Source organism: Stenotrophomonas sp. OVS01A (assembly GCF_019969775.1).
GTDB lineage: Bacteria > Pseudomonadota > Gammaproteobacteria > Xanthomonadales > Xanthomonadaceae > Stenotrophomonas > Stenotrophomonas indicatrix.
The window spans coordinates 1-24069 of sequence record NZ_JAHXYV010000009.1 but is presented as its reverse complement, the minus strand read 5'-3'; the positions used below and the strand labels follow the sequence as shown (position 1 = coordinate 24069).

At 66.6% G+C, this 24069-nt stretch carries 25 protein-coding genes; 17 read left to right on the top strand and 8 right to left on the bottom strand.

Going from position 1 to position 24069, the window contains the following annotated elements:
- Positions 1–505 precede the first annotated feature (505 nt).
- The 3 genes from LC407_RS19940 to LC407_RS19930 all read right to left on the bottom strand — a co-directional run bounded on the left by LC407_RS19940 (position 506) and on the right by LC407_RS19930 (position 2392).
- A complete protein-coding gene (locus LC407_RS19940) occupies positions 506–1387 on the bottom strand; it encodes an RNA polymerase sigma-70 factor (RefSeq protein ID WP_025879027.1) in 882 nt (293 codons plus the stop codon).
- A gap of 82 nt (positions 1388–1469) precedes the next feature.
- Positions 1470–1877, bottom strand: a complete 408-nt coding sequence (locus LC407_RS19935) for a cupin domain-containing protein (protein WP_049466772.1) — start codon at positions 1875–1877, stop codon at positions 1470–1472.
- A 35-nt stretch (positions 1878–1912) separates the two neighbouring features.
- Positions 1913–2392 carry a carboxymuconolactone decarboxylase family protein gene (locus tag LC407_RS19930; protein WP_025879025.1) on the bottom strand — a complete coding sequence of 160 codons (480 nt, stop codon included), beginning with the start codon at positions 2390–2392 and terminating at the stop codon, positions 1913–1915.
- A 144-nt stretch (positions 2393–2536) separates the two neighbouring features.
- Here LC407_RS19930 and LC407_RS19925 point away from each other — a divergent pair, with 144 nt between their 5' ends.
- From LC407_RS19925 to LC407_RS19905, 5 genes are all read left to right on the top strand, one after another.
- Positions 2537–2794, top strand: coding sequence for a sigma factor-like helix-turn-helix DNA-binding protein (locus LC407_RS19925; protein WP_223483463.1), 258 nt, complete (start codon positions 2537–2539; stop codon positions 2792–2794).
- Complete coding sequence (locus tag LC407_RS19920; RefSeq protein ID WP_223483462.1) at positions 2791–3822, top strand: LysR family transcriptional regulator; 1032 nt, start codon at positions 2791–2793, stop codon at positions 3820–3822. Before LC407_RS19925 ends, LC407_RS19920 begins: the two co-directional genes overlap by 4 nt.
- 115 nt (positions 3823–3937) lie before the next feature.
- Positions 3938–4705, top strand: coding sequence for an SDR family oxidoreductase (locus tag LC407_RS19915; RefSeq protein ID WP_108268298.1), 768 nt, complete (start codon positions 3938–3940; stop codon positions 4703–4705).
- A gap of 32 nt (positions 4706–4737) precedes the next feature.
- Positions 4738–5235, top strand: coding sequence for an Ohr family peroxiredoxin (locus LC407_RS19910; RefSeq protein ID WP_025879021.1), 498 nt, complete (start codon positions 4738–4740; stop codon positions 5233–5235).
- A 209-nt stretch (positions 5236–5444) separates the two neighbouring features.
- Positions 5445–5897 carry a PA2169 family four-helix-bundle protein gene (locus LC407_RS19905; protein WP_032952113.1) on the top strand — a complete coding sequence of 151 codons (453 nt, stop codon included), beginning with the start codon at positions 5445–5447 and terminating at the stop codon, positions 5895–5897.
- Between the two features lie 84 nt (positions 5898–5981).
- On the opposite strand, the gene LC407_RS19900 is transcribed toward LC407_RS19905, so the two are convergent.
- Complete coding sequence (locus LC407_RS19900) at positions 5982–7448, bottom strand: MFS transporter (RefSeq protein WP_223483461.1); 1467 nt, start codon at positions 7446–7448, stop codon at positions 5982–5984.
- A 109-nt stretch (positions 7449–7557) separates the two neighbouring features.
- On the opposite strand from LC407_RS19900, the gene LC407_RS19895 reads away from it, so the two are divergent.
- From LC407_RS19895 to LC407_RS19880, 5 genes are all read left to right on the top strand, one after another.
- Positions 7558–8463, top strand: a complete 906-nt coding sequence (locus tag LC407_RS19895; protein ID WP_223483460.1) for a LysR substrate-binding domain-containing protein — start codon at positions 7558–7560, stop codon at positions 8461–8463.
- 216 nt (positions 8464–8679) lie between these two features.
- The gene (gene cml / locus LC407_RS19890) at positions 8680–9861 is read left to right on the top strand and encodes a CmlA/FloR family chloramphenicol efflux MFS transporter (RefSeq protein WP_223483459.1); all 1182 of its coding nucleotides are present in this window, start codon (positions 8680–8682) and stop codon (positions 9859–9861) included.
- A 129-nt stretch (positions 9862–9990) separates the two neighbouring features.
- Positions 9991–10521 (top strand): hypothetical protein, encoded by a 531-nt coding sequence (locus LC407_RS19885; RefSeq protein ID WP_059065222.1) that lies wholly within the window; start codon positions 9991–9993, stop codon positions 10519–10521.
- 83 nt (positions 10522–10604) lie between these two features.
- Positions 10605–10805: a hypothetical protein gene (locus LC407_RS20915; RefSeq protein ID WP_033832284.1), complete on the top strand. Its 201-nt coding sequence runs from the start codon at positions 10605–10607 to the stop codon at positions 10803–10805.
- A 101-nt stretch (positions 10806–10906) separates the two neighbouring features.
- Positions 10907–11257, top strand: a complete 351-nt coding sequence (locus tag LC407_RS19880; RefSeq protein WP_099844401.1) for a VOC family protein — start codon at positions 10907–10909, stop codon at positions 11255–11257.
- 104 nt (positions 11258–11361) lie between these two features.
- On the opposite strand, the gene LC407_RS19875 is transcribed toward LC407_RS19880, so the two are convergent.
- On the bottom strand, positions 11362–11658 hold the full coding sequence (locus LC407_RS19875) for a KGG domain-containing protein (protein ID WP_025879016.1): 297 nt from the start codon (positions 11656–11658) through the stop codon (positions 11362–11364).
- 329 nt (positions 11659–11987) lie between these two features.
- Here LC407_RS19875 and LC407_RS19870 point away from each other — a divergent pair, with 329 nt between their 5' ends.
- Both LC407_RS19870 and LC407_RS20910 read left to right on the top strand, forming a co-directional pair.
- Positions 11988–12881 (top strand): NAD(P)-dependent oxidoreductase, encoded by an 894-nt coding sequence (locus LC407_RS19870; RefSeq protein ID WP_080149788.1) that lies wholly within the window; start codon positions 11988–11990, stop codon positions 12879–12881.
- A gap of 222 nt (positions 12882–13103) precedes the next feature.
- Complete coding sequence (locus LC407_RS20910) at positions 13104–15638, top strand: methyl-accepting chemotaxis protein (protein ID WP_317850733.1); 2535 nt, start codon at positions 13104–13106, stop codon at positions 15636–15638.
- A 72-nt stretch (positions 15639–15710) separates the two neighbouring features.
- Here LC407_RS20910 and LC407_RS19855 read toward each other — a convergent pair whose 3' ends face one another.
- Complete coding sequence (locus LC407_RS19855; protein ID WP_025879013.1) at positions 15711–16097, bottom strand: DUF2628 domain-containing protein; 387 nt, start codon at positions 16095–16097, stop codon at positions 15711–15713.
- 216 nt (positions 16098–16313) lie between these two features.
- On the opposite strand from LC407_RS19855, the gene LC407_RS19850 reads away from it, so the two are divergent.
- The gene (locus LC407_RS19850; RefSeq protein WP_162887695.1) at positions 16314–16484 is read left to right on the top strand and encodes a hypothetical protein; all 171 of its coding nucleotides are present in this window, start codon (positions 16314–16316) and stop codon (positions 16482–16484) included.
- Positions 16485–16541: 57 nt separating this feature from the next.
- Here the strand turns inward: LC407_RS19850 and LC407_RS19845 are convergent, their stop codons facing one another.
- On the bottom strand, positions 16542–18578 hold the full coding sequence (locus LC407_RS19845) for a TonB-dependent receptor (RefSeq protein ID WP_223483458.1): 2037 nt from the start codon (positions 18576–18578) through the stop codon (positions 16542–16544).
- A gap of 495 nt (positions 18579–19073) precedes the next feature.
- On the opposite strand from LC407_RS19845, the gene mdoH reads away from it, so the two are divergent.
- The 4 genes from mdoH to LC407_RS19825 are packed head-to-tail and all read left to right on the top strand — an operon-like array spanning position 19074 to position 23495.
- Positions 19074–20999, top strand: coding sequence for a glucans biosynthesis glucosyltransferase MdoH (gene mdoH, locus LC407_RS19840; protein ID WP_223483457.1), 1926 nt, complete (start codon positions 19074–19076; stop codon positions 20997–20999).
- A 50-nt stretch (positions 21000–21049) separates the two neighbouring features.
- The gene (locus tag LC407_RS19835) at positions 21050–21709 is read left to right on the top strand and encodes an alpha/beta hydrolase (protein ID WP_025879010.1); all 660 of its coding nucleotides are present in this window, start codon (positions 21050–21052) and stop codon (positions 21707–21709) included.
- 3 nt (positions 21710–21712) lie between these two features.
- Positions 21713–22756 (top strand): sensor histidine kinase, encoded by a 1044-nt coding sequence (locus LC407_RS19830; protein ID WP_032976712.1) that lies wholly within the window; start codon positions 21713–21715, stop codon positions 22754–22756.
- 10 nt (positions 22757–22766) lie between these two features.
- The gene (locus LC407_RS19825) at positions 22767–23495 is read left to right on the top strand and encodes a LytTR family DNA-binding domain-containing protein (protein ID WP_025879008.1); all 729 of its coding nucleotides are present in this window, start codon (positions 22767–22769) and stop codon (positions 23493–23495) included.
- A 483-nt stretch (positions 23496–23978) separates the two neighbouring features.
- On the opposite strand, the gene LC407_RS19820 is transcribed toward LC407_RS19825, so the two are convergent.
- Positions 23979–24069: IS3 family transposase (locus tag LC407_RS19820; RefSeq protein ID WP_140227454.1), on the bottom strand; the 91-nt coding region annotated here is incomplete at its 5' end.

Sequence of the window (24069 nt, the reverse complement as noted above, 5' to 3'; positions counted from 1 at the left end):
ACGCATGGCGTGGATCTACTGGATTGACGCAGGGTGGACAGTCCGCCAGTAGAGCCACGCCATGCGTGGCTTTGATGTGCATGAAGGCAACCGCATCCACGCATGGCGTGGGTCTACTGGATTGACGCAGGGTGGAGAGCCCGCCGGTAGAGCCACGCCATGCGTGGCTTTGCCGTGCATGAGAGCAACCGCATCCACGCATGGCGTGGATCTACTGGGTTGACGCAGGGTGGAAAGCCCGCCGGTAGAGCCACGCCATGCGTGGCTTTGCTGTGCATGAGAGCAACCGCATCCACGCATGGCGTGGATCTACTGGATTGACGGAGGGTGGAAAGCCCGCCGGCAGAGCCACGCCATGCGTGGCTTTGCTGTGCATGAAGGCAATCGCATCCACGCATGGCGTGGATCTACTGGATTGACGCAGGGTGGAAAGCCTGCCGGTAGAGCCACGCCATGCGTGGCTTTGCTGTGCATGAAGGCAACCGCATCCACGCATGGCGTGGATCTACTGGATCGAGGTTGGCTGGTTCAGGCCCTGCAGCTTGTGCGGGTTGCGCTGCACCAGGATCTGCACGATCTGCTCGCCGTTGGTATCGAAGGCCATTGCCGATTCCAGCACGTCGTCGAAGTAACGCAGCAGCCCCAGTCGTCCATTGATCATGCTCGGCACCATGCGCAGCTGGTCCTTGCGCCGCAGGTGCGGGGCGTACAGCAGCTGTGCGATGCGTGCGCCGCCGACCATCGGTTTCGGGAAGCTGGTGACGATGCCGCCGCCATCGCCGATCAGCACGGCCGATTCGGCCATCAGGGTTTTCATCGTCCTGAAGTCGCCATTGGCGATGGCCTCTGCGAAACGCCGCATCAGTTTCTGGTGCACGTCCTGCGGCACGTTGTAGCGCGGTCGCTCCTGCCGCAGCTGCAGGCGTGCGCGGTGCACGATCTGCCGGCAGGCGGCTTCGGTCTTGTCCAGCGTGCGTGCCACCACGTCGTAATCCTGGTCGAACACATCGTGCAGCAGGAACGCGGCACGCGCGTCCGGGGCCAGCCGCTCCAGCACGTTGAGGAAGGCCACCGACAGATCACTGGCCGTTTCCAGCATGTACTCGGGTGTGCCGGTGTCTTCGGTGAGCAGCGGCTCGGGCAGCCACATGCCGACATAATGCTCGCGCGTGCGCCGGGCCAGGCGCAGGCCATCGATGGCGCGGCGGGTGGTGGTGGCCACCAGCCAGGCTTCGGCGTTCTCGATGTCCTGCTGGTTGGCGCCATGCCAGCGCAGCCAGACATCCTGCACCACGTCCTCGGCCTCGTGCGAGGAGCCGAGCATGCGGTAGGCCACGCCGAACAGGCGCGGGCGTAGTCGGGTGAACAGTGCGGTGGGGTCGTCCATGCCAGCAGAGACGGGACAGGTCCGCCGATTGTGACACCGGCGGACCTGTGGGAGTGGCGGGTACTGCCCGGACCGGTGGCGGTCAGCGTGGTGGCAGTACCGCCGGCTTGCCGATGTCTTTGATCAGGAACACGACGAATGTCGCCGGTTCGGTCTGGCTGGCATTGCGGCCGACGGTATGCAGATCGTCCGGGCCCTCGTGGAAGGCCTCCCCCGGGCCGAGGGTAACCTCGCGGCCGCCGGCCACGCCCATCACGATGCGGCCCTGCAGCACATAGACGAAGCCGTGGGCGTCGTGCCGGTGCACGGGATCGGCGCCGCCGGGTGGGTACTGCACCGTCAGGATCAGTGCTTCCTTGCCCGGCTGTTCCGGCAACGGACGGGTCATGACCTCGCGCACGATGGGCTCGGGCGCGGTGGGCGGCGGTGTGGCGGCGATGCTGGTCAACGGCAGCAGGGCCAGCAGCGCCAGGGAACAGAGAGAACGCATGGCAGGTCTCCAGCAGGGAAGTGTGCAGTCGACGCTCAGGCCAGACCGGCCTTGTCCAGGCCAAAGGCCTGATCCAGCGAGCCGGGTTGCGTACGGAAGGCGACGTTGGCGCGGTTCCAGGCATTGATCGCCATCACCGCGTAGGTCAGATCGACGATTTCCTGTTCGGACAGCTGACTACGCACGCGCTCATACACGTCGTCCGCAACCCCCTGCGCAGGGAGGTGGGTAAGTGTGTCGGTCCACGCCAAGCAGGCCCGTTCGCGCGCACTGAACAGGTTCGATTCGCGCCACGCCGCGACATGGTGCAGGCGCAGTGCGCGCTCGCCACGGATCGTCGCTTCCTTCACGTGCATGTCCAGGCAGAACCCGCAGCCGTTGAGCTGCGAGGCGCGGATGTTGACCAGGTCGATGATGGCCGCTTCGATCGAACTGTTGTGCACGGCGTGGGAGAAGGTGCCGAGCTTCCTGAAGAGTTCGGGCGACTGTGCGGCGTAGTCCAGGCGTTGGCTCATGACGGTGTTCCGATGGGAGTTGAGGGACGCAGCGAGGCTAGGCCCGCTGCATGCGGGGCGGTAGGCGAGGGCAGGGCTGCACGGTGTTGCACGAAAAACACCAATGGCCTGTCACAGCGGCGGATGCTCACCCGTCTGCCGGGCATGGACACTTCATCCGCCCCGAACCGCGCAGCAGCCTGCCCCGCCAGTGAGCGGGTCTGGCAGGCCTTCCTTGCCGCATTGCACGAACTGCCACCGGACATGCGGGCCGTGCTGTTGCTGCATGACGTGCTGGGCGCGGGCTTTGAAGACATCGCGCCGCTGCTTGGGCTGGAGCTGCCGGCATGCCGCCAGCGACTGGCCCATGCACGCGCCCACCTGCTTGCCCGACGCGACTTCCAGGAGCCCGGAACACCATGAATGTCATGCCGCAGTCCTGCCTGGCCAGCGACGGCCGCGATTCCCTCACGGCGTCCTTTTCCGCCAGCTATGCCGGGGTCCTGGCATTCATCGCGGTAGCCGCCGAGGGCAGCTTCGCCCGCGCCGGTGATCGCCTCGGCATCGGTCGTTCGGCCGTCAGCCGCAGCGTGCAGAAGCTGGAGGGACAACTGGGCGTGCGCCTGTTCCTGCGCACCACGCGCTCGACAACACTCACCCGCGAAGGCGAGCTGTTCCTGGAGGGCTGCAGCCCGGGCGTTGCCAGCATCCTGCAGGCGCTGGACGAAATGCGCGACCTGCGCGAGGGACCGCCGCGCGGGCATCTGCGGATCAGTGCGACCCATGGCTTCGGACGCCGGGTGATCGCGCCGCTGCTGTCTGCGTTCCGCGCGGAGTATCCAGAGGTCTCTGTGGAGTTGCTGCTGGACGAGCAGGCACCGGACCTGGCCGCCGATCGCATCGATGTGGCGTTCCGCGATGGCGTGCTGGAAGACAGCCAGGTGATCGCCAAGCAGCTGGTGCCGATGCAGCTGGTGGTCTGTGCATCGCCCGCGTATGTGCAGGCACATGGCCTGGCAGACACCATCGAAGCGTTGTCCAGCCATGCCTGCATCGGTCGACGCCTTCCCGGTGGGCGCCTGCAGCGCTGGGACTTCCGTGTGGACGGCCAGGATGTGAATCTGCAGCCGCCGGCGGAGGTGGTGTTCAATGATGCCGATCTTGTCCTGCAGGCAGTGATCGACGGGTTGGGGATCGCCCAGCTGCCCAGCTACCAGGTAAGTGATGCGTTGCGCACAGGCGCTGTAGTGACCTGCCTGGACCGCTACGCGCCGCACGATCGTGGCCATTACCTGTGCTATCTCAGCCGACGCCAGCTGCCCAAGCGGATCCGCGCGTTCATCGATTTCAGCACCCAGCGCATACGCGCGCTGGATCTGGATGTGTTCTCGCACTGGGAAGCGCGGCAGCAGGTGGCAGCGCAGCGCGATTCGGCCCCGGCATGGGCATGACCGCATTGGTGCCGATGCGGCAACAGTGCGTGGCCCGCTGCGGATCTACTGCGCCGGCCAATGCGTTCCTAGCATGCAGCCACATCCGAACTTTCCACGTTCCAGGAGACCTGTCATGAAGATCCTCGTCATCGGTGGCACCGGCCGCATCGGCAGCAAGGTGGTCGATCGCCTGCATGCGGCCGGCCATGAGGTCGTCGTCGCTGCACCCTCCACCGGTATCGATGTGCTGAGCGGCGAGGGCCTGGCCGCTGCGATGGCGGGCACCGAGGTAGTGGTCGACCTGGCCAACTCGCCCTCGTTCGAAGATGCGGCGGTGCTGTCGTTCTTCGTGACTGCCGGCCACAACATCCTGGCGGCCGCGGCGCAGGCAGGCGTGCGCCATCATGTCGCGCTGTCGGTGGTGGGTACCGACAAGCTGGCGGCCAGCGGCTATTTCCGCGGCAAGATCGCCCAAGAGCGCTTGATCCGCGATTCGGGCCTAGCGTACACGATCATCCACTCGACGCAGTTCTTCGAGTTCCTGCCGGGCATCCTCCAGGCAGCCGGTGACGGCCAGACCCTGCAGCTGCCGACCGCCGCAGTGCAGCCGATCGCCGCCGAGGATGTAGCCGATGCGGTTGCACGCATCGCGCAGCAGGCACCAGCCAATGGCGTGGTGGAGATCGCCGGCCCGGAACGCGAATCGATGGCGGTGCTGGCGCAGCGCTTCCTGCAGGCAACCGGTGACGCGCGTGAAGTGGTTGGCGATGCCCAGGCGCGCTACTTCGGTGCGCAGCTGCAGCAGGACACGCTGGTGCCGGTGGGCCAGGCATGGCTCGGCACGATCGGCTTCGAGCGCTGGTTGCAGCAGTCCGGGCTGGCACAGGGCCAGCCGGCCTGATCGGCGGTGGACGCTGACAGCAGGAACCTGCGATGACCGGGCTGAAACCACCTCCGCACACGGTGCTCGACAAGTACCACGGTGATGAGGTGCGCCCGCTGTATACCGGGCGGGTGCGGGTCAGCGGTGGCGTGGCACAGCATGGCCGCGCGTCGGGCGTGGTGCGGTCCGATGACGGTGCGCTGTCAGTGGACCTGCGGTTGCCTGCTGAGCTGGGCGGACCCGGTGGCGGTACCAATCCCGAGCAGTTGCTGGCGGCGGGCTACGCCGGCTGCTTCCACGGTGCGATGGTGCTGGTGGCTGCGCGTGCGGGAATGGAACTGGTCGAGCCGAGCATCGAGGTAGCGGTGACGTTCGCGCGAGATCCCGTGGACGGCCTGTACCTGCTGTCGGCCGAGATCGTGGTGTGCCTGCCTGGCATGGACCCGATACGTGCAGCCGAACTGGTGCGCAACACCGAGCGGGTCTGTCCGTACGCGAAGATGTTCCATCGGGGCATCAGCCACGTGGTGCGGGTAGCGGTGGACTAGACATGCGGTGCGGATGATCGGGCAGGTCATTGCCAGGATTCAGATGCGGTGAAGACACCGCGTCGCCCGCGTGAGTGGGTGGGGCGCCGTTGGGCAGCATGATCACCGCATCAATCGATGCTCACCCGCGAACCACACCCGGTCGGCCAGTCTGGGCTCGCAGGTAACGGATTCCACTGTTGCCCTTTTTCCCCCAGAGGAGACTACACATGAGCACCCAGTCCACCATCGAGCATCGCCTCAACGACCTGATCGAGATCGCACGTGATGGCAAGTCCTTCTACGAGGAAGCCGCAACCAAGGTGAAGGATGCCGAGCTGTCGGCATTGTTCGTCCGCATCGCCGGCGTGAAGGGCCGCATCGTGTCCTCGCTGAGCAGCTCGGTGGCCGCTACCGGCGGCAAGCCGGCCGAGCACGGCACCATGGTCGGTTCCATGCAGCAGTTCTACGGCAAGGTGCGCGCGGCCTTCGGTGACACCAACTACGGTTACGTGGCCGAACTTGAAGAGTCCGAGGATCGCCTGCTGGGCGCGTTCAAGGATGTGCTGAAGGACAACGACCTGCCGCCGGCGGTGCGCCAGGAAGTGACCCAGTGGCTGCCGGAAGTGCAGGAATGCCACTCGGTGATGCGCGATCGCAAGCATGCGATGAAGGCTGCCTGATCGCATCCGGCGATCGTCCCCCACATCGCCGCGACCAGGGCAGCCCAGTGCTGCCCTGGTCGTTTCTACGTCTGCCATCTGCGATCAGGCGCGTGGCCTGAGCAGTGCAACGGCCAGGCTGGCCAGCGTCGCTGCTGCGGCGGCAGTCCACAGGGACGCGGCAAAGCCCTGGCTGTAGATCGCCCGCGCCAGATCAACCGGGGCTCCTCGGGTCAGTGCACCGGTGGCGATGGTGTCGGCCAGACGCATGACTTCATCTGCAGGAACGCGTGCTGAGAGTCCGGCGCGGATGCCGACGGTCAGGGCGCTGGAGAGGACCGTGAAGCCGAGCAGGATGCCGACGAAGCGCGTCGTCGCACTGATGCCCGAGGCCATGCCTGCGCGGTCGCGGGGCGCCGAACCGATGATCGCCTTGGATGTTTCGCCGTTGAGGATGCCACCGCCTGCGCCGATGATGACCATCGCCAGCAGCGCCACCGTCGGCTGGTTGTGCCATGCACCGATACCGGCCAGCGCATTGCCGGCGGCAGTGATGGACAGGCCGATGGCCAGCACCATCCCACTCGACAATCGTCTGCCCAGGCGCCTGCCCACGCTGGGGAACAGCAGCATCGCCGCAGCGAACGGCAGCATGCCGGCGCCCGTGGCCAGTGCACTCAGGCCGACGCCGTTCTGCAGGTACTGCGGCAGCATCGAGGCCATCACCTGCGCGCTGACCGCGTAGCCGATCATGGCGGTCAGGGCACCGACAAAGCGCGGGCTGGCAAGCAGCCGCAGGTCGACCATCGGATGCCGACGCGTGAGCTCGATGCAGGTGAACAGCGCGGCCATCGCGATGCCCAGGCCCAGGCCGGCCAGGGCCACCGCCGATGTCCATCCCTGCGCGAGTCCTTCCACGAGGAAGAACACGATGCCGAAGATCGCCACGCTGAAGGTGATGATGCCGGGCGGATCGAGCGGGCGTACCACGGTATCGGCAGTGTCGGGAACCCAGCGGATCGCACCATAGGCCAGGAAGGCGAGGAAGGGCAGGATCGCGATGAACACCGAGCGCCATCCCCACAGCGAGGACAACAGCCCACCGATAAGCGGCGAGAGCACCATCATCATGCCCATTGCCGTGCCCCAGAAGGCCCAGGCATCGTCGCGTTGCTTGCCCTCGTGGAATTCGTGGCCGATCACCGACAGTGATGGGGCCAGCAGGAAAGCGGCACCCACGCCCTGCAACGCTCGGGCCACATACAGCGCACTGGCCGTGGGGGCCAGCGCGCAGGTCAGCGATGAGAGGGCGAACAGTGCGATGCCGATCAGCAGCACCCGCCTGCGGCCATGACGATCGGCGATGGCACCGGCGGGCAGAAGCAGCGAGGTGAAGGTGAGGATGTAGCAGCTGATCACCCATTCGATGTCGGCGAAGTCAGCCTGCAGATCCCGCGCGATGGTCGGCAGGGCGACGGCCACGGCGTTGGTTTCCAGCACCGTCATCGTGCAGCCGAGCGAGGCGATGATCAGGATCCAGTTGGGTGGTCTGCGGCGGGGGAAGAGAGACACCGGGCACTCGGGTGGGGAAGGAAGAAGGCCCATTCAAGCAACTTCGATTGTTTGTTTCATTGCCGATGTTCTTCAAGTACGTTAGGCAAAAGCTAACGAACCGGCACGCATGGACCGTCGACATCTGCAGTACTACGTCGCACTGGCCGAGGAGCTGCATTTCGGGCGCGCCGCGCTGCGCCTGGGCATCGCCACGCCGACGCTGAGCGTTCAGATCCAGCAGATCGAGCGTCGCCTGGGCACCCCCTTGTTTGATCGCAGTAGGCGCGAGGTCACGCTGACCTCTGCCGGTGCGATCTTCCTGGCCGAAGCACGCAACGTGCTGTGCCAGTTCGAGCAGGCAGAGGCCGTGGGCCGCCGCGCTGGTCGCGGGGAAATCGGCAGGATCGAGATCGGCTACGTAGGTTCGGCGGTCCATGCCGGCGCGCTGCAGGAGCAGTTGCAGCGGTTCCGCAGCGCATCGCCCGACGTGGAGCTGAAGGTCGGCGAATGGCCGATGGCCGACCTGCCGGACCTCCTGCTGGACGGTCGCATCGATGTGGTGTTCTGCCGGCTTCCGATGGAGGTGCCCGATGCGCTCGGTTCGCACATCCTGATCGAAGATCAGTTCTGCGTGGCGTTGCCGGCATCGCATGCGCTGGCCCACGCGGGGGTGCCGGTGCAGCCGGCGCTGCTGGCGAAGGAGGCGTTCATCATGCCGGAGCAGCCCGCCGGCACGCTGGAAGTCGCCCGCCGTGGCGGATTCGTGCCGGACATCCGCTCCCGTCCCGGTCATCTTGTCGCGGTGCTCGCGCAGGTCTCGGTGGGCGATGGCGCCGTGGCGATCGTGCCGTCGGTGCTGCAGCGGACGCTGCTGCTGCCAGGCGTGGTGTATCTGCCTATCGCCGGGCCGGTCATCGCCTCGACTATCGCTGCGCTGTACCGTGAACAGGAAACATCGCCAGCGGTCCGCCGGCTCATCGAGCAGGTGCGGCGTACCCCCTCCCGGCGCATCGACATGCTGCCCTTGCCCTGAAGCCCTGCCGGACGACGTTGCCGGGCTGCCCCGCAATGGCCTTGCTACACTGGCCGCACTCGATCTTCCACCGGATCATCAGATGAACGGGAACGGTCCGCAGACAGTCCGCTGAGCCGCAACAACGGTACGCACGTTGTTGCGGTGATCTTGTCCTGCGATTTCCACGCACTGGGTTGATCACCGCCGGATTCCCTCCTGAGCGGATGTTTCCCCATGTCTGATCGAAAAGCCCTTCGCTGGGCCCATTCCCTGCCGGGCGCCATCGCATTGATGGCTCCCTTCGACCTCCTGGCTTCGCTGGCCATGGATATCTACCTGCCGGTCGTATCGGCCATGCCGCAGGCACTTGGCACGTCGCCCGCCCTCATCCAGTTGACGCTGAGCCTGTACATGCTCGTGCTGGGGCTGGGCCAGCTGATCTTCGGCCCGCTGTCGGACCGGATCGGGCGACGGCCGGTGCTGCTGATGGGCGCGCTGTTGTTCACGCTGGCGTCGTTCGCGCTGGCCGCGTGTAGCGGTGGTGCGGCATTCCTTGCGTGGCGCGGCGTGCAGGCGGTTGGGGCGTCGGCCGCACTGGTGGCCACCTTCGCCACGGTGCGCGACGTGTATGCCGACACGGCCGAGGGCGCCACGCTCTATGGCCTGTTCGCCTCGATGTTGGCGTTCGTGCCGGCGCTCGGTCCGATCCTCGGCGCATTGATCGCCTATACGCTGGGCTGGCGGGCCATTTTCATCGCACTGGGTGTGCTGGGATTGCTGGCGGGTGCACGCGCATGCCGCGGCTGGCAGGAGACACGGCCACCGCAGCATGTCCACGCATCGCCAGCCTTCGCGCGCATCCTCGGCAATGCCGGCTTCTGGGTTCATGCATTGGGATTCAGTGCGGCGATGGGCACGTTCTTCGTGTTTTTCTCGATCGCCCCGCGGGTGCTGATGGGGAGGGCCGGCTATTCGGCGATGGGCTTCAGCCTGGCCTTCGCGACCGTGGCGCTGGTGATGATCGTCACCTCGCGCTTCGCTGCTCGATTCATCGGGCGATGGGGCATTGGCGGCAGTTTCCTGCGTGGGCTGATGGTGATGATCGGCGGCGCGCTGGTCATGGCGATGACGGCGATGCTGCCGCCATCCTTTGCCAGTGTCGTGTTGCCGATGTGGCTGGTGGCCATCGGCATCGTGATGGTGGCTGCGGTGGCGGCCAACGGTGCGCTGCGCGATTTTGCCGATGCCTCCGGCACGGCAGTGGCGCTGTACTACGCCGTGCAGAGCCTGATCGTGGCAACGCTTGGCACGCTCGCGACGCTGCTGCTGCCGGGCGATACGGTCTGGCCGCTGGTGGCCTTTGGGCTGCTGCTGCCGTCGCTGAGCCTGGGTGGCCTGGTGATGCTGAGGCGGTGAACTGTGCAATCAGCATCAGAAAGACAAACTGCTGGCGTGATACGGTCCCGCGTCGGGCAATTGAACAGTGGCTGCCCGGATCGGTTCCGTCTCCATGCTGTCCTTCCGTTCGGTCACCCAGGTCGCTCCATGACACCAACCTCCCGCAAGTCCTTCCGCAAGCCCCAGATCGCCATCCTGGGAAGTGCCGATCCTGGCTCACCGGCGTTCGACCTCGCTGCACAGGCGGGCAGGTTCCTCGCTGAAAATGGAATCACCCTGGTCAGCGGCTGTGGCAGCCCAGCCACGCGGGTGGCAGCCGAGCATGCAGTCGCAGCCGGCGGCACGGTGCTGAGCGTGATTCCGGAAGGCAACATGCCCGCAGCAGACTGGCCGGCAACGGTGGTGGTGCCATGCGGCATGGGCGATGCCCGCAACCTGATCATGGCCTTGGCCGGCGATGCCTGCATTGTCATCGGCGGGCGCGCGGGCACGATTTCCGAAGTGTGTCTGGCCTGGCTGCACAAGCGGCCTTTGCTGCCGCTGGTGGGCGCGGGTGGCTGGTCGGAGGGGCTTCCGGGCAACCCTCCCGATGAGCGCGGGAACTCGCCGATACTGCCGTGGCATGACCTCGCGGAGCTGCGCGCGCAGCTGCGTGATCTGCAATTGCTGGCAGGCTGAACCGGCGCCTTCACTTCCTATCCCGCACGCATGGCTACGGTGATGCAGCCTGGAGTCACCAGGCCTATCAGGGAGTGATATCGATGCGAGCCATCAGGAAAGTGATCGTTGCTGCAGTGTTTGCACTTGCGTGTACCGGTTCGGTGGCGGTGGCCGGTCCGGTCCAGCCGTGCGACTTCCCGTGCTGGAAGGCCTACCAGGCCTGCGTTTCCGGCGGCGGCGATGCCATGGAGTGCCAGTTCGAATACGATCGCTGTGTCATGGACAGGTGCGGCGCCGTCTGAGGCCTGCATACCGTTCGCAATGGGGGGGGCCCGATCCAGGGGCCCCTTTTCACCTAGCCGCAGGCACGATGTCCGCGGTCCTGATCGTCTGGAGCCGCAACATGGCCGTCAAACGTGTCGTCGCCAACATCGCCAGTGCCGATCCTGCGCAGGCGGCCGCGTTCTACGGCGACATCCTCGGCATGGACATCGTGATGGACCACGGCTGGATCGTCACCTACGGTGGGCAGGGCGCTGCGCTGGCACAGCTCAGCGTTGCCAGCGAAGGCGGATCGGGTACGCCGGTGCCGGATCTTTCGATCGAGGTGGATGATCTGGACGCCGTGCTCGAACGCCTGCGACACGCGGACATTGCGCTTGAATATGGCCCGGCCGAAGAGCCATGGGGTGTACGTCGCTTCTACGTGCGCGACCCGTTTGGGCGCCTGCTGAACATCCTCGCCCACACCTAGCCGGCGCGCGCCAGCTCAGCGGCGCTTTCCCACTGTGCTGGCAGTGCTGAGTGCTGATCGACGTCGGCCGCACCGCCGGTACGCGGCGCAGTAACCGCAGCACGTCAACGTTGTTGACCGCTGTCAGGTTTGTCGGCCATGTCCTGCTGTTGCTGTTGCTGGCGGCTGCTGGCGTGCCGCGCATGGCCGCCCTCACGGCCGATCGCGGCCATGTGTTGGCGGTCCTGGCTGATCGCTTCACCGCCCTTCCGGCCCGCCACCCGTGCCTCGGCCGGGCTGAACTGGTGCGCATTGCCGGATGCGTGGGCAGCACGTCCCCCTTTGGCCGCGATCGCGCGCTGTTTGTCTTCGTCCATCGAGGCAAAGCCCCGATTGCTGTTGCCATTGCGTGAGTTGGTCATTACCGGTCTCCGGTGTGAACATGGGTCGCTGCCATCAGTGACGGTCCCATGTTGCACAGTGCAGGCTAAAGACAGGTCGAAGTGGGCTGTACGAGGCTCACATGGCCTGCGCACGCGTTTGACAACCGGTTACCGTGCAGGAAGCGCCGGGCTCTGCAACCGGTCGTCACGGCAGTCACCCGTGGCGCCCTGGCAAGGGAGAGTCCGAGCGGTTGGCCGGATGTGGATGGCATGCACAATGTCATCGTCTGCTATCGCCGACGCCATCGTGCATGCCTAGAATCAAGCCATCCCGGTAGGTCCCGGGCGCTGTCGAGTGAATGGATTCAATGAAGATTCTGTTGACCGGAAGTTCCGGGCGGATAGGGCGGGCGATCTTCGGTGCGCTGGCCGCTGCCAATGAGGTGGTGGGGCTGGATCGCAGTCCGTTCGCCACCACGCGCGTCATTGCCGATGTCACCGATCGCCGGGCGCTGGAACGCGCCGTGCAGGGGGTCGACGCGGTGATCCATACCGCGGCCCTGCACGCCCCGCACGTGGGCCTGGTACCTGACGCGGTGTTCCAGCAGATCAACGTGGAGGCCACCGCGAACCTGCTGCAGCTGGCGCGCGAGGCCGGCGTGCAGCGCTTCGTGCTGACCAGTACCACGGCGTTGTACGGCCATGCCGTGGTGTCCGGCGGCTGCCGTTGGATCGACGAGGACACCGAGCCGCTGCCGCGCACGATCTACCACCGCACCAAGCTGCAGGCTGAGGCGGCTGCCGAAGCGGCGGCCAGTGCAACATTCACCGTGCGCGTGCTGCGGATGGCACGTTGCTTCCCCGAACCGCCTGACCGCATGGCGATGTTCCGCCTGCACCGTGGTATCGACGCGCGCGACGTGGCCAGCGCGCATGCCGCGCTGCTGCACGATGAAGGCGCGGCCTTCCAGCGTTACCTCGCCTGTGCGCCGACGCCCTTCCGGCGCGAGGACTGCCTGCAGCTGGCCGCCGATCCGCGCCAGGTGCTGGCGCGCCGCGCACCGCAGCTGCTGGCCGAGTTCGAGCGCCGTGGCTGGCCACTGCCGCTCAGCATTGATCGGGTCTATGACAGCAGCCGGATGCGTGCAGCGCTGGGCTGGCAGCCACGTTTCGGTCCGGAGGACGTGCTGCAACAGTACGCCGCGGGCAGCATCGAGGTCCTGCCCCGTGCGGAGTGGATCCGCGACCGCGTCGCCGAATAGCGCAGGCGAGCAGCACAGGCCTGGGTCGACGGCCGCAGCTGAGCGGGTTCAGGTTTTGTGCGTGCGGCGAGCCTCAACCTCGCCCGGCCATGGCCGCTAACCCGGTGCGCGCCTTCCCGCGCCGGGTTCCGATCCGGCGGGCAGGCGGCCCGCGCGACGGATCGCGCATCTGCGCGGTGCCCTGGTGGCACCGGTCGACCTGAACTGCCTGCGGATCCTCCCATGTCTTCTTCCCGTTCCGTCGCTGCCCGTCGCCCCGGCAGCATCGCCCACAAGCTGATGCTGGGCACCGCGGTGATCGCGTTGCTGTGCTTCGGCGCGACCGCGTTCCTGATCTATCACCAGGCCAGTTCGGCGCTGGTGTCGTCCTCGCGGCAGACCATGGCCAGCGAAGCCCGTGCCGAGGCGCGGCAGGTGGCTGCCGACCTGGGCACGGCCTTTGCCAGCAACGATGCGATGGTCGAAACCGTGCTGGCCCAGCGTGCGCGCGGTGATGCCCCTGATCGCGCCAGCCTGGCCAATGTCATCGGCGAGCAGTTGCACGCGCACCCGGAATGGCTGGGCAAGAGCACCATGTGGGAGGCCAATGCCTTCGACGGCAAGGACGCCGAGTTCGTCAACAGCGAGGCGCACGACGCCACCGGCCGCTACATGAGCTACTGGGCCTGGCAGGACGGCAAGCCGCAGCAGTCGACGATGACCGACTACACCGAGACGCCCAGCGGCTCGGGCAACTGGTACATGGTGCCCAGCCGCGACAAGCTGCCGCTGGTCAGCGAACCGTATGCCTACGACATCGGCGGCAAGCAGGTGCTGATGAGCACGCTGAGCACGCCGATCGTCGAGAACGGCACCTTCCTCGGTGTCTTCACCGTCGACTTCTCGCTGGACGCGCTGCAGAAGCACCTGGCCACGCTGACGCCGATGGGCGCCGGCCGCGTCGAACTGCTGTCGCCGAAGGGCGTGGTGCTGGCCTCGGCCGATGCTGCCGAGATCGGCAAGCCGCGTACCGATGCCGCCACCCTCGGCATGCTGGCGCAGATCGCCGCCGACAAGACCTACGAAGCGTTCGAGCCCGACGCTGCCGGCAACGTCCGCCTGTACGTGCCGCTGCAGGTGGGTGACGCGCCGCAGCGTTTCGCGCTGGGCGTGGTGGTGCCGCATGCGGTGATCATCGCGCAGGCCCGCGAGCTGCTGTGGATCATCCTGCTGGTGGGGGTGGTGGCTGCGCTGGTGCTCAGTGGTGGTGTCTACCTGCTGCTGCAGCGCCTGGCCGTGCGACCGCTGGCGCAGGCCGTGCGCATCGCCGGCGACGTGGCTGCGGGCAAGCTGGATACCGCCATGCCGGCGCTGGGCAACGACGAAGTGGGCCGCCTGCTGGACGCCATGCAGGGCATGCGTGGCCAGCTGCAGGCAGTGATGGCCGCACAGGCGGAGATGGCGCGCCGCCATGATGCCGGTGAAATCAGCTACCGCATGGATGCCTCGGTGTTCCCGGGCGAATATGGCCGCATGGTGGCCGACAGCAACCAGCTGGTGGCCGACAGCAATGCGGTCACCCAACGCCTGGTCGAGGTGATGCAGCGCTACGCGGTGGGTGACCTGAGCGTGGACATGGAGGCACTGCCGGGCGAAAAGGCGGTATTCACCGCTGCCATGGCAACCACCAAGACCAACCTGGCGGCGATCAACGAGCAGATCCAGCAGCTGGCCGCTGCGGCGGCGGCAGGTGATTTCGCCGTGCGTGGCGATGCCCAGCGCTTCGAGCATGACTTCCGCCGCATGGTGGAAACGCTCAACACCATGATGCAGGTCAGCGACCAGAACCTGGCTGCGCTGTCGACGCTGCTGCGCGCCATCGCCGCCGGTGACCTGAATACACGGATGGAGGGTGACTTCCACGGCGTGTTCGCGGTGATGCGCGACGATGCCAACAGCACTGTGCAGCAGTTGACCCAGATCGTCGGCCAGATCCAGCAGTCTGCGGCCAGCATCCGCCTGGCCGCAGGCGAGATCGCGTCGGGCAACAGCGACCTGTCACGCCGTACCGAGCAGCAGGCGGCCAACCTGGAAGAGACCGCCGCGTCGATGGAGGAACTGACCTCCACCGTGCGCCAGAACGCCGATCATGCCCTGCAGGCCAACAAGCTGGCGGCCTCGGCCGCAGGCGTTGCCAGCGAAGGCGGGCAGGTGGTCAGCCAGGTGGTGCAGACCATGGAGCAGATCGAGACCTCTTCGCAGCGCATCGCCGAGATCATCTCGGTGATCGATGGCATCGCTTTCCAGACCAACATCCTGGCCCTGAACGCAGCGGTGGAAGCGGCGCGCGCCGGTGAACAGGGCCGTGGCTTTGCGGTGGTCGCCAGCGAAGTGCGCGCGCTGGCACAGCGCTCGGCGGGCGCGGCCAAGGAGATCAAGGAGCTGATCGACGCTTCGGTCGGCCATGTCGGCGCCGGCGCGCAGCTGGTGCACGGTGCGGGCCGCACGATGCAGGAGATCGTCGGCCAGGTCGGCCGGGTCAACGAGATCATGGCCGAGATTTCGGCCGCCTCGCGCGAGCAGTCGGCCGGTATCGAGCAGGTCAACCAGACCGTGGTGCAGATGGACGAGACCACCCAGCAGAATGCTGCGCTGGTGGAAGAAGCCACCGCTGCGGCGCGGGCGATGGAAGAACAGGCCGAGCAGCTGGCGGTGGCGGTGTCCCGCTTCCGCCTGCAGGCCGACACCCGACCGGCTGCTGCGTTGCGCGCCGCCTGAGCCGGGGCTTGAACGACGACGCCCGGCCAAGGCCGGGCGTCGATGTGCCACTGCGCATGCGGTGCGCTGGGCTTAGAACATGCCTTCGAAGGGGTTCCAGCTGGTGTTGCCCTTCACCTGTTCCAGGTAGTAGCTGTAGTTGGTGCTCGAGGCGACCAGGAAGTTCATTGCAATGAACAGTGCGCGGGCCACGATGTCCGGCAGCACCAGGCTGACCGCGATCAGCACGATGTTGATGCCGATCACCACCAGCGCCTTGCGCCACATGCCCAGGATGAACAGATAGATCGCGCCGAAGAAGAAGGCGAAGAAGTTCAGGTTGATCTTCAGGCGGTCGCCGAAGGACAGCGCCTTCCAGGCTTGCTTGAAGCCGGGCTCCTTGGGAGCGCCGTGCTGCTGGAAGAAGTTGAAGCGGAACTGCCACTTCGGGCTGAAGCGGGTCAGGTCAACGGTGTTCATGTGTAGGGACTTCCCTGTTAGGAAAACGTTTTCATGATAAGTGAGTCACATTCAGCAAACCAGCTTGGAGCGTCAAAAATGTGACGTTCCTACGGCAAAGGGCTTGCGTCCCGGTGCCGCACCGTCACCCATCCGCCTTGTTTTTAGGATAGGGTGCGCAGTTCCGCTGCTACCCCGGCTGTTTGCGGGTGGCAGCGGTATGTCCATGGAGGTTGCATGACCACACCAGCTACACCGGAAAACGCACCCGGACCGGTGCTCCTGCCGACACCCGAAGTGGTGCAGGCACAACAACTGCTCGCCCGCCAGCAACTGGCGGTGGCGATGGACCGTGCACGCATCGCGGCCAGCCGCGACGCTGCGCCGGCCGTGCTGGAAAACGACTGAGCCTGGGAAACCAGCGGCGATCGCGCTGGCCTGCTGCCAGCGCGATCGCAGTGCGCATCAGAAGCGCGCGGTCATGCTGAGGAAGTAGCTGCGGCCGGCGACGAAGTAGTCGGTAGAGCCGTCGGCGTAAAGCTTCTTGTCGGCCAGGTTGCTGACGCCGCCACGCAGGGTCAGCACCTCATTGACGTTCCAGGCAGCGGTCAGGTCATACAGCGTGTAGGCCTTCAGGAAGGTATTGACCACGCCGGTCTGCTTGCCGGTGTACTGCGCCGACAGGCTGCTGGAGAACGTGGTGTTCGGGGTCCAGTCCAGCGACGAATAGCCTGAGAACTCCGGGGTGTCGATCAGGTTGCGGCCAGTGGTCAGGTTCTTGGCTTCCTTCATCCAGGTCGCCGACGTGCGCCAGCGCCAGTGATCGCCGAAGCGGAAGTTGAGGTTGCCTTCCATGCCGCTGGTGCGCGCGCGCTGCACGTTGCTCATGCGCGTCCACCAGTAGCCGTTGAAGAAGCCCAGCGCTTCATACTCGATCTTGTTCCTGAAGTCGGTATGGAAGTAGGTCAGGCCGGCGTCGACCAGGTCGTTGTCGAAGCTGATGCCGATCTCGCGGTTGGTGCTGGTTTCCGGGTCCAGGTCCGGGTTGCCGGCCATGTAGCAACCGCCGCGGGTATAGCCCAGCGGGTACAGCGAGGTGCAGCCGCGGCCACCGGACTGGGTCGCCGCGCTGGGCGAATTCTCGGTCAGGCTCGGCGCGCGGAAGCCCTTGGACACGCCGCCACGGATCGTCCACTGCTCGCTCGGGTGCCAGACCAGGTAGGCACGCGGACTGACATGGCTGCCGAACTGTTCATGGTGGTCCAGGCGCGCGCCCAGGGTCAGTGCCAGGGTACGGTGCAGCTTCAGCTCGTCTTCGACGAACAGCGCCCAGGTGTCCACTTCCAGGCTGGAGCCGACCACCGGGTTGCCGGCATAGTCCACCGGCGCCTGGCCGATGGTGTCGGTGTTGGTCAACTCCTGGCGCTTCCACTGGCCGCCCACCGCGAACTGGTGGTCCACGCCCAGGGTGAAGGGCGTGCTCAGGCTGCCTTCGATGATCGTATCGGTTGCCTCGGAGCGACCGGTGGCGCCGATGTCGTTCTTGTACTCGGTCCAGTACGCGCTGAGCTTGGAAGTACCGAAATCCCACTTGCCGTCGTGGTTCAGCGCCAGCGAACTGCGCTTGAGCTCACTGGCACCCCAGGCGCCTTCGTCCTGCTTTTCCAGCGCCTGGGCGATGAAGGCCTGCTGCACACCGTGGCCAGCTTCCAGTGACACTTCCTGTGCCTCGCTCAGCTTCCACTGCAGCAGCGCGTCGACATTGCGGTCCTTCTCGCCAGCGTAGGCGTTGCCATACACGCCGCCGTTGGAGCGGTCCGAGTCGCGGCGCATGCTGTTGGCACCGATGCGCAGGCCGAAGCGCTCGCCCAGCGGGCCGGAGAAGGTCGCGCCGATCTGCTGGGTGTCGCCACGGTCGCCATCCTGCGGCCGGGTGTAGCTGTGGGTCGCGCTGCCGTTCCAGCTGTCACCGATGCGCTTGGTGATGATGTTGATCACCCCGCCCATCGCATCTGAGCCATACAGCGAGGACATCGGACCGCGCACCACTTCGATGCGCTCGATCTGGTCGGGGGAAATCCAGTTCAGGTCCTGGCGGCCCAGGTCGGGGCGATAGTTGGTCGAGGCCGAGCTGCCCATGCGCTTGCCGTCCACCAGTACCAGCGTGTAGTTGGACGGCATGCCGCGCAGCTTGATCTTGGACTGCTCGCCAATGGCGCTGAGCCCACCGGTCACGCCCGGAATACGGCTGAGCAGGGTAGCCAGGTCGTGCACCGGCTGGCGTTCGATGTCTTCGCGGCTGATCACGCTGATGCTGGCCGGGGCATCCTTGATCCACTGCTGGTTGCCCGAGGCGGTAACCACCACGGTATCCAGGTCCTTGGTCGAGGCATCGGCGCTGGCTTCAGCGGCGGCGAGGGCAGGCAGGGCCAGCAGGCAGGCGGCGGCCAGGGCGCTGGCCAGGCGGGTGCGCGACAGGCGCGCGGAACGGAGAGGGGACATGACGGCTTCCAAGGGAGAGGAGAGACCCGGTGGAAGCAGCAGGCGCACGCAGACTGCAGGCAGCCAACCCCTTCCCTGGGTCGTCGGGCGCGCGGAGGGTCCGGCGCAGCTGGGTGGGTCCGGTGCGCGGAGCACGGCGACCTGCCTGGTTAACGTAATGATAACCGTTCTCGTTTGTTACGATCCAGTACTTTCCGGGATGGATCGACACCCGCGGGGCGCACGGCGTGGTTCGCCTGCTGATTGCTGAATGGGGAGATTTTCCGGCGTAGACCTTCGCACCCGGCTTACATTCGGGGCCATAGACTGGGCCGCATTTTTCGATTCCGCCCCGTTGGAGATCGTGTGGGTTCTGGTAGTGACAGACAGCGACTGCGCGGCATGACGCCGTGGCAGACAGGACAAGTGCGGACGCCGGGAATGCGGGCCAGGAACCTTGGTGCATGCAGCCTGGCCGGGACGGCTGGTCCTGCGGCCTGCAGGGAGTAGGCGGCCATGGGGAGTGAAACCATCGACACGGAACCGGTCACGGCCGGTCCCGACGCGGGCTGGGCCCTGCTTCCGACCGAAGCACCGCTGGTGATGCCCGAACAGACGCTGCGGCAAGGCTCGCTGAAGGTCCGGCGCCATCGCACCTCGCCACGCATGATCGGCCTGCGTCGCCTGTACATCCTCGGCGGCACCGTGGCGATGACCGCCGTGGCCACCCGGATGATGTGGCGGGTGCTGTCCGGCAACGGCATCAGCGTGCTGGAGGCCTGCCTGCTGGTGCTGTTCGTCGGCCTGTTCGCCTGGATCGCGCTGTCCTTTGCCAGTGCGGTGGCCGGCTTCCTGACGGCCGTGTTCGACCGGGGCTACCGCCTGGGCATCGATCCGGACAAGCCGCTGCCGACCGTGCACAGCCGCACCGCGCTGCTGATGCCCACCTACAACGAAGACCCGCGCCGGCTGCTGGCCGGCCTGCGTGCGATCTACGAATCGGTGGCGGCCACCGGCCAGCTGCAGCGGTTTGATTTCTTCGTGCTCAGCGATACCCGTCGCGAGGACATCGCGCGGGCCGAAGAGCAGGTGTTCGCCGAGCTGCGCGAGCTGGTGCCCGATGGGCGTGCGCGACTGTTCTATCGCCGCCGTGGCGACAACAGCGCGCGCAAGGCCGGCAACATCGCCGACTGGGTACGCCGTTTCGGCGGTGCCTACCCGCAGATGCTGATCCTGGATGCCGACAGCCTGATGACCGGTGACAGCATCGTGCGCCTGGTCGCCGGCATGGAGCACAACGCCGACGTCGGCCTGATCCAGACCCTGCCGTCGGTGATCGGCGGCCGCACCCTGTTCTCGCGCATGCAGCAGTTCGGCGGGCGCGTGTACGGGCCGGTGATCGCCCGTGGCGTGGCCTGGTGGCACGGTGCCGAAAGCAATTACTGGGGGCACAACGCGATCATCCGCACCCGTGCCTTCGCCGACCACGCTGGCCTGCCGGAGCTGCCGGGGCGCAAGCCGTTCGGCGGCCACGTGCTCAGCCATGATTTCGTGGAAGCGGCGCTGATGCGCCGTGGTGGCTGGGCCGCGCACATGGTGCCCTACCTGGGCGGCAGCTACGAGGAAGGCCCGCCGACGCTGACCGACCTGCTGGTGCGCGACCGCCGCTGGTGCCAGGGCAACCTGCAGCACGGCAAGGTGGTGGGCAGCCGTGGCCTGCACTGGATCAGCCGCGTGCACATGCTGATCGGCATCGGCCATTACTTCACCGCACCGATGTGGGCGATGCTGATGCTGATCGGCATCGCCATCCCGCTGTTCCAGGAAGGCATCGATTTCAACGCCCTGCTGCACCTGTCGCCCAGCGTGTACTGGCGTGCGCAGGATGAAGAACAGGTGGTGCGCCTGTTCGCCGCCACCATGGCGGTGCTGCTGATGCCCAAGGTGCTGGGTTACTTTGCGATGCTGCTCGATCCGGTTGAACGCCGTGGCTGTGGTGGCGCGATCCGGGCGTTCCTGTCGATGCTGGTGGAAACCGTGCTGGCCGCGCTGATGGCGCCGGTGGTGATGTACGTGCAGTCGCGCGGCGTGGCCGAAGTGCTGTCCGGCCGCGACTCGGGCTGGGATGCACAGCAGCGCGATGACGGTGGCATCTCGTGGATTTCGCTGGTGCGCGGCTACGGCGGCCTGGGCGTGTTTGGCGCCTTCATGGGCGTGCTGGCGTGGGCGGTGTCGCCGTCGCTGGCGGCCTGGATGGCGCCGGTGGTGATCGGCATGGTGCTGGCGGTGCCGGTGGTGGCACTGACCTCGCTGCGTGGGCCGGGCGCCTTCCTGCATCGCCTGGGCCTGCTCGACATTCCCGAGGAGAACATCCCGCCGCCGGTGCTGGTGCGCGCCGCACAGCTGCGCCGGGAAGCGGCCGAGCAACCGCCGCTGTACTGATCGCACCGTGCCAGCGGCATAATGCGGCTCGAACGTACAGGAGCCGCAACATGCTGCAAACGGTGGAACAGGAAACCGGCGCCTCGCCGCAGTGGTCGGTGATCTGGCTGCATGGCCTCGGTGCCGACGGCCATGATTTCGCGCCGATCGTGCCCGAACTGGTGCGCCCGCACTGGCCGGCGCTGCGCTTCGTGTTCCCGCACGCACCGGTGCGGCCGATCACGATCAACAACGGCGTGCCGATGCGTGGCTGGTACGACATCGTCGGCATGGACTTCCGTTCGCGCGCCGACATGACCGGCGTGCAGGAGTCGGTGGTGCAGCTGGATGCGCTGATCGCCCGTGAGATCGAACGCGGTGTCGCCGCTGATCACATCTTCCTGGCCGGCTTCTCGCAGGGCGGGGCGGTGATCCTCAGCGCTGCGCTGGCACGCACTGCCCCCTTGGCCGGACTGATCGCACTGTCGACCTACCTGCCGGAGGCCGAAACCGCGTCGCGCGTTGATGGTGCGGTGGATGTGCCGGTGTTCATGGCCCACGGCAGCAGCGATCCGGTGATCCCGCAGGCGGTGGCCGCGCACAGCGCCGAGACGTTGCGCACGCTTGGGCTGCACGTGCAGTGGCACAGCTACCCGATGGCCCACCAGGTCTGCGCCGAGGAAATCGACGCGCTGGGCGACTGGCTGCAGGCACGCCTGGGCGTCGCCTGACCCATGGCCGCGAGCGCTGCCACCCCGTGGATGCCGGAACTCTGCCGTTTGCCGCGGTTGGCAGCGATGCTCGGCCTGGCCGAACTGGTGGTGGTGGTGCTGGCGCTGGCGCCCGATGGCAGCCGCCACTGGACGATGGGGGAACTGGCCTCGGCCAGCGGTTTCGCGCTGTGGCTGGCGCTGGCGGTCACCGCCAGCCTGTGCCTGCTGCGGCAGGCGCTGTCGAAGCTGCCGGAACTGCTGGGCGCCGTCGCCGCCGTTGGCCTGGCCGCGCTGATCGCCATCCTGTGCGCGGGCATCATCCATGCCCTGTATGGCGTGCTGGGCGACAACTTCGCGCGCGGCATCGGCTTCTGGCGCTTCACCCTGGGCAGCGCGGCCACCACGGCGCTGATCACCGCGTTGGCGCTGCGCTACTTCTATGTCAGCGACCGCTGGGCGGCGCAGGTACAGGCCAATGCCCGCGCGCAGGCCGACGCCCTGCAGGCGCGCATCCGCCCGCATTTCCTGTTCAACAGCATGAACCTGATCGCCAGCCTGCTGCATCGCGACCCGGCGGTGGCCGAGCGTGCCGTGCTCGACCTGTCCGATCTGTTCCGCGCCGCACTGGGTGCAGGCGAGGGCGATTCGACCCTGCGCGATGAGTGCGAACTGGCCGAGCGCTATTTGTCGATTGAATCACTGCGCCTGGGCGACCGCCTGCGGGTGCATTGGCAGCGCGATGAACCCCTGCCCTGGGACCTGCCGATGCCGCGGCTGGTGCTGCAGCCGCTGGTGGAAAACGCGGTGCTGCACGGCATCTCGCGCCTGCCCGAAGGCGGCACCATCGAGCTGCATCTGGCCTGTGTGGGCAGCGAGCTGCAGATCCGCGTACGCAATCCTGCACCGGATCCGCAGGTGCCCGGGCTGGCCCTGGCCCAGGGAGCGGGCCACGCCCAGCACAGCATCGGCCATCGCCTGAGCTGGCGCTTCGGCCGCGCCGCGCGGATGACGGCTGGCTGGAGCGAGGGCTACTATGCCTGCCAGGTGACAGTGCCGATCCAGTGAGGGGACGATCGTGAGGGTAGTCATCGCCGATGACGAACCGCTGGCGCGCGAGCGCCTGCGCAGCCTGTTGGCCGCGCAGGAAGGGGTGGACGTAGTGGCCGAGGCCGGCAACGGCGAGCAGGCCCTGCACGCGTGCGCCGAACTGCAGCCGGACCTGGTGCTGCTGGATATCGCCATGCCCGGCCTGGACGGCCTGGAAGCGGCCCGCCACCTGGCCAGTTTCGAGCCCAGGCCGGCGGTGGTGTTCTGCACCGCCTACGATGCGCACGCGCTGTCGGCGTTCGAGGCAGCGGCCATCGATTACCTGATGAAGCCGGTGCGTGCCGAGCGGCTGGCGGCGGCGATCGCGCGTGCCCGCACCTTCCTGGCCGGCCGTGACGGGCAACCCCAGCACACCGGCGGCCAGGCCCGCAGCATGCTGTGTGCCCGCCTGCGCGGCAGCCTGCGGTTGATTCCGCTGGACGATATCCACTATCTGCAGGCCGAAGAAAAGTACGTGGTGGTGCATCACGCACGTGGCGAGGACCTGATCGAGGAATCGTTGAAGTCGCTGGAGGAGGAGTTCGCCAGCCGCTTCGTGCGCATCCATCGCAACTGCCTGGTGGCGCGCCACGAGCTGGTGGAGCTGCGGCGTGGCAGCGGAGGCCAGGTGCAGGCGGTGCTGCGGCATGGCAAGCAGCCGCTGGAAGTGAGCCGGCGCTGCGTGGCGACGCTGAAGCAGGAATTGCGGCATCTGTGAGGTTCCGCGCGGCCTGCGGCCGCGACTGCTTCGACATCAACATCAACAGCAACAGCAACAGCAACAGCGGGTTGTCGGCTCTGTGTTGTTGCGTGTTGGGTGAGGCGGGATGGGCGGGCGGGACACGCCGTAAACCCATCCATGGGGGCTCGATGGCGCCATCCATGGCGCCAACGGTCCCGCCCGCCCATCCCGCCTCGCCCTCGCGAATTTCCCGGTGACGGACAGCAAGAGCGTTGGTGTTATCGGGTGGGGAAAGAGGGGTCAGATCCCTTTTCCTGCGGAAAAGGGATCTGACCCCGGAAGTCGCCGGCTGTTGCTTCTGCTTCTGCTCTTTCTTTTTTCTTTTGATCTTCCGTGGCTGACGCACACGGAAACTGTCAGAGGCCGGACGGGGTGGGCTGCGTGGGGGTGTCCGCGGCATGGATGCCGCGGCCAAGCCCCCAGGGTGAAGTGACCCCCTAAAGTTGGACAGTTGGGGGATCAGGCGGCCAGCGCGACCTGTTCCCGGTACTTTACCGGGCTCAGGCCCTTTAGTTTCAGTCGGATACGGTCTTCGTTGTAGTACCGGATG

Coding starts and splice junctions, on each gene's coding strand:
- LC407_RS19940 (WP_025879027.1), bottom strand. CDS start 1,387: ATGGACGACCCCACCGCACTGTTCACCCGACTACGCCCGCGCCTGTTC.
- LC407_RS19935 (WP_049466772.1), bottom strand. CDS start 1,877: ATGCGTTCTCTCTGTTCCCTGGCGCTGCTGGCCCTGCTGCCGTTGACC.
- LC407_RS19930 (WP_025879025.1), bottom strand. CDS start 2,392: ATGAGCCAACGCCTGGACTACGCCGCACAGTCGCCCGAACTCTTCAGG.
- LC407_RS19925 (WP_223483463.1), top strand. CDS start 2,537: ATGGACACTTCATCCGCCCCGAACCGCGCAGCAGCCTGCCCCGCCAGT.
- LC407_RS19920 (WP_223483462.1), top strand. CDS start 2,791: ATGAATGTCATGCCGCAGTCCTGCCTGGCCAGCGACGGCCGCGATTCC.
- LC407_RS19915 (WP_108268298.1), top strand. CDS start 3,938: ATGAAGATCCTCGTCATCGGTGGCACCGGCCGCATCGGCAGCAAGGTG.
- LC407_RS19910 (WP_025879021.1), top strand. CDS start 4,738: ATGACCGGGCTGAAACCACCTCCGCACACGGTGCTCGACAAGTACCAC.
- LC407_RS19905 (WP_032952113.1), top strand. CDS start 5,445: ATGAGCACCCAGTCCACCATCGAGCATCGCCTCAACGACCTGATCGAG.
- LC407_RS19895 (WP_223483460.1), top strand. CDS start 7,558: ATGGACCGTCGACATCTGCAGTACTACGTCGCACTGGCCGAGGAGCTG.
- cml (WP_223483459.1), top strand. CDS start 8,680: ATGTCTGATCGAAAAGCCCTTCGCTGGGCCCATTCCCTGCCGGGCGCC.
- LC407_RS19885 (WP_059065222.1), top strand. CDS start 9,991: ATGACACCAACCTCCCGCAAGTCCTTCCGCAAGCCCCAGATCGCCATC.
- LC407_RS20915 (WP_033832284.1), top strand. CDS start 10,605: ATGCGAGCCATCAGGAAAGTGATCGTTGCTGCAGTGTTTGCACTTGCG.
- LC407_RS19880 (WP_099844401.1), top strand. CDS start 10,907: ATGGCCGTCAAACGTGTCGTCGCCAACATCGCCAGTGCCGATCCTGCG.
- LC407_RS19875 (WP_025879016.1), bottom strand. CDS start 11,658: ATGACCAACTCACGCAATGGCAACAGCAATCGGGGCTTTGCCTCGATG.
- LC407_RS19870 (WP_080149788.1), top strand. CDS start 11,988: ATGAAGATTCTGTTGACCGGAAGTTCCGGGCGGATAGGGCGGGCGATC.
- LC407_RS20910 (WP_317850733.1), top strand. CDS start 13,104: ATGTCTTCTTCCCGTTCCGTCGCTGCCCGTCGCCCCGGCAGCATCGCC.
- LC407_RS19855 (WP_025879013.1), bottom strand. CDS start 16,097: ATGAACACCGTTGACCTGACCCGCTTCAGCCCGAAGTGGCAGTTCCGC.
- LC407_RS19850 (WP_162887695.1), top strand. CDS start 16,314: ATGACCACACCAGCTACACCGGAAAACGCACCCGGACCGGTGCTCCTG.
- LC407_RS19845 (WP_223483458.1), bottom strand. CDS start 18,578: ATGTCCCCTCTCCGTTCCGCGCGCCTGTCGCGCACCCGCCTGGCCAGC.
- mdoH (WP_223483457.1), top strand. CDS start 19,074: ATGGGGAGTGAAACCATCGACACGGAACCGGTCACGGCCGGTCCCGAC.
- LC407_RS19835 (WP_025879010.1), top strand. CDS start 21,050: ATGCTGCAAACGGTGGAACAGGAAACCGGCGCCTCGCCGCAGTGGTCG.
- LC407_RS19830 (WP_032976712.1), top strand. CDS start 21,713: ATGGCCGCGAGCGCTGCCACCCCGTGGATGCCGGAACTCTGCCGTTTG.